This window comes from Streptomyces sp. PU-14G, assembly GCF_041028275.1.
Taxonomy (GTDB): Bacteria; Actinomycetota; Actinomycetes; order Streptomycetales; family Streptomycetaceae; genus Streptomyces.
Genome location: NZ_JASKYT010000556.1, coordinates 1 through 3,173 on the forward strand (window position 1 = coordinate 1; position 3,173 = coordinate 3,173).

Annotated in this window: 4 protein-coding genes and 1 pseudogene; 3 read left to right on the forward strand and 2 right to left on the reverse strand. The window is 73.3% G+C overall.

Going from position 1 to position 3,173, the window contains the following annotated elements:
* Positions 1-248: 248 nt before the first annotated feature.
* On the reverse strand, positions 249-905 hold the full coding sequence (locus AB8Z75_RS33260; protein WP_369208602.1) for a response regulator: 657 nt from the start codon (positions 903-905) through the stop codon (positions 249-251).
* Positions 898-1,860, reverse strand: coding sequence for a HAMP domain-containing sensor histidine kinase (locus AB8Z75_RS33265; protein ID WP_369208608.1), 963 nt, complete (start codon positions 1,858-1,860; stop codon positions 898-900). The genes AB8Z75_RS33260 and AB8Z75_RS33265 overlap by 8 nt, the downstream gene beginning before the upstream one ends.
* Before the next feature lie 318 nt (positions 1,861-2,178).
* On the opposite strand from AB8Z75_RS33265, the gene AB8Z75_RS33270 reads away from it, so the two are divergent.
* The 3 genes and pseudogenes from AB8Z75_RS33270 to AB8Z75_RS33280 form a co-directional block, all read left to right on the forward strand.
* Positions 2,179-2,502: a TraR/DksA C4-type zinc finger protein gene (locus tag AB8Z75_RS33270; RefSeq protein ID WP_369208604.1), complete on the forward strand. Its 324-nt coding sequence runs from the start codon at positions 2,179-2,181 to the stop codon at positions 2,500-2,502.
* Positions 2,503-2,565: 63 nt separating this feature from the next.
* Entirely contained in the window at positions 2,566-2,940 is a 375-nt protein-coding gene (locus AB8Z75_RS33275) for a TraR/DksA family transcriptional regulator (RefSeq protein ID WP_369208606.1), read from the forward strand.
* Positions 2,937-3,173 (forward strand): annotated as a pseudogene (locus AB8Z75_RS33280) (hypothetical protein); the annotation flags it as partial. The gene AB8Z75_RS33275 and the pseudogene AB8Z75_RS33280, both read left to right, overlap by 4 nt.

Consider the following 3,173-nt stretch of genomic DNA (forward strand, 5'->3'; position numbering starts at 1 on the left):
GGCGGGGCATGGGCGGACAGCGGCCCGCTCCCCGTACCGGCGTCACCGGCCAGGCCGGCCCAGAGCGCGAGGAAAGCCGCGAACAGGGCCAGGAGCGCCCTCACCCGGAGGGCACGGCCGCGTGGCGGCGCGGGGCGCGACGTTCGGCTCATTCCCCGCCCCTCCCTCGCAGCGGTCTCGCACGGTGGTCTCGGAACAGGCGCCGGCCGCCGCGGTCCCTGGGGCGTACGCGGCGGGGCGCCGGCGGCTCAGGGTTCGATCAGGCCGCACCGGATGGCGTAGCGGGTGAGCTCCAAGCGGTCGCGCAGACCGAGCTTGTGCAGCAGGTTCGCGCGGTGACGCTGCACCGTCTTGACGCTGATGAACAGCAGCGCGGCGATCTCCTTGGAGGAGTGCCCTTCCGCGACGAGCTTGAGGACTTCCTCCTCCCGCGCCGTGAGCACCTGGTCGGGCGATTCACCGCCGCGGCGGACGTGTTCGAGGTAGGTGCGGATGAGGGCGGTCACCGCGCCCGGGTAGACGAAGGGCTCGTCGCGCATCGCGGAGCGGCAGGCGGCGACCAGGTCGCGGTCGGCGACCGACTTGAGGACGTAGCCCGAGGCTCCGGCCTTCAGCGCCTGGAAGAAGTACTGCTCGTTGTCGTGCATCGTCAGCATCAGCGTCCGGACGCCCGGCTTGAGCGCGGACAGCTCCCGCGCCGCCTGCAGCCCGGTCATCCGGGGCATGGCGACGTCGAGCACCGCGAGGTCGAACTCCTGGGTGCGCGCCACGGCGAGGGCCTCGGCCCCGTCCCCGGCCTCGGCCACGACCTCCAGATCCGGCTCACCGTCCAGGATCAGGCGCACCCCGCGGCGGACGAGGGTGTGGTCGTCGGCGAGGAGGATCCGGACCGGGGTGTCAGACATGGGCAGGGCGCTTTCCTGTGGTGGGGACGGTCAGCCGGATCCGGGTCCCGCCGTCCGCGGCGGGGGCGATGTCCAGGCGGGAGCCGATGAGCAGGGCACGCTCGCGCATTCCGCGGATGCCCGCGCCTTCCGTGGCCACACCCATACCGCGCCCGTTGTCGGTGACGGTGAGGACGACCGCCTCGTCCGCGCGGTCCACGGCCACCTCGGCGCGGTCGGCTCCGGAGTGGCGGGCCACGTTGGTCAGGCTCTCCTGGGCGATGCGGTAGAGGACCAGTTCCGTCTCCCAGTCCAGCGGCGGCAGGTCGGCGGCGAGACGGCGCTGCACGTCCAGCCCGGTGTGGGTGGCGAAGTCGGTGGCGAGGGAGGTCAGGGCGCTGACCAGGCCGAGGTCCTCCAGCACCCCGGGGCGCAGCCTGCGTGCCAGCCGGCGGACCTCGTCCAGGCTGTCCCGCGTGGTCTCCTGCGCCAGCAGCAGGTCCTCGCGCAGGGCCGCGGGCGCCCGGTCCGCCGCCCGCTTGAGCTCCAGCAGGACGGCGGTCATGCTCTGCCCGACCTCGTCGTGGAGTTCCTGGGCGATCCGGCGCCGTTCGCTCTCCTGCGCCACGAGGGCGCGGGCGCTGCTGGTCGCCCGCTCGCGCTCCAGCCGGTCGAGCATCGCGTTGAAGGTGCGGATCAGTTCGGCGATCCCGCCAGGGCCCGGCACGGGCAGCCGCTGACCCGGCCGCAGCAGGTCGACGGTCGTCATCAGCCGCGTCAGCCGGTCCAGCGGGGCGAGCCCGACGCGCAGCAGCGCCGCGTTGGCGACCAGCATCACGGCCAGGCCACCCAGCAGGATGAGAGCCTCGGTCAGCACGACGGGCACGGAGACCGTCACCGGAGCCCACAGCAGCAATGCCGTGGCGGTGCCGAGCACCACGGCATTGAGGGCGAAGATTCGCCAGAACAGGGACACCGGGCTCACGTCTCCTTCTTCGCGGGTGTGGCACCCACTATCCGTCATCGCTGTGCGGGCCCCGCGCACGCCCACCCGCACCACGTGCTCCGTCGTTCACCTCGCGCGACCGCCGGACCTGCACCGATGGCGGCGCCCCTGCCCCGCCGCCGCGCACGCCCCGCGGCTTTGGCCGGTACAGATGGGTCCTCGTCCGCCGCGGATATGGGTGCCGCGCCCCATGGGACTTTCCGCCCGCATCGGTCACCGTGGAATGGCGGCACAGCAGTGCCGCAGCACCGACCGGGCACCACGCCCACCCGCAGACAAGGAACAGCCATGTCGTTCGAGACAGCCCGGCCCGCCGCTGCCGCACGGCTCACCGCACAGGAGGCCGGCCAGCGCCTCGAACACGAGCGCAACGCACGCCTCACCCAGCTGAAGGCCCTCGACGCCGCCGGCTCCGACGCGGACGCCCACCTCGGCTCCGTGCAGAAGGAGGCCATCGAGCGCGTCCTGACGGAGATCGAAGCCGCCTTCGGAAGGGTGCACGCCGGAACGTACGGGACCTGCATGGCCTGCTCGAAGACCATTCCGGCCGAGCGGCTGGAGATCCTCCCCTACGTCCGGTTCTGCGTCGGCTGCCAGGGCCGCACGAGCTGACCGCTTCCCCTCCTCCCGCGCTCTGTCCTTCCGATGACTCTTCCGCCCTGTCCAAGGGGTGACGTGGTGCACAACACATCCATCGACGACCGCCGTTCCGCCCTCGGAGCGGACGACCTGGCGACGCTCGCCGAGAACCTGCGCGAGCAGCGGCTCTTCCGGCGCGAGCAGCTGCGCCGGCTCGCCGTGACCCCCGCCGCCTGGAAGGGGCCGGGGCCCGGTCGGCAGGTGGCGGCGCAGGCCGAGGTCCGCCGCCAGCTCGCCGCCTGCGCCCGGATGGTCCTCGTCGATGTGGAGGCGGCTCTGCGGCGGATGGAACAGGGGTGCTACGGCACCTGCCACCTGTGCCGGCGTGCCATCGCGCTGGAACGCCTGATGATTGTGCCGCAGGCCCGTTACTGCGCCCGCTGCCAGCAGGTGAGGAGGCAGGACCGGTGACCGCCTCCCACCGGGTGCCGCCCACCGGGCCCGGCACGGCCTGGCCCCTGTGCCTGCGGTGCTCGGGCGTCGCCCTCGATCYGGGCAGCGCCCGCACCCGCGCGCTGGTGGCGGGGCGCGGACGGGTTCTCGACGTGCCCACGGTGTCCTTCCCCGGTGCCTCGGCCGTCCGGCCCATCCAGCGGGGCACCATCGTGGACACCGCGGGGACGGCCGAGGCACCGGGGAAGGAC

What these genes read in the sequence shown, in the direction of transcription:
- AB8Z75_RS33260 (WP_369208602.1), bottom strand. Translation starts at nt 905, where the DNA reads ATGTCTGACACCCCGGTCCGGATCCTCCTCGCCGACGACCACACCCTC.
- AB8Z75_RS33270 (WP_369208604.1), top strand. Translation starts at nt 2,179, where the DNA reads ATGTCGTTCGAGACAGCCCGGCCCGCCGCTGCCGCACGGCTCACCGCA.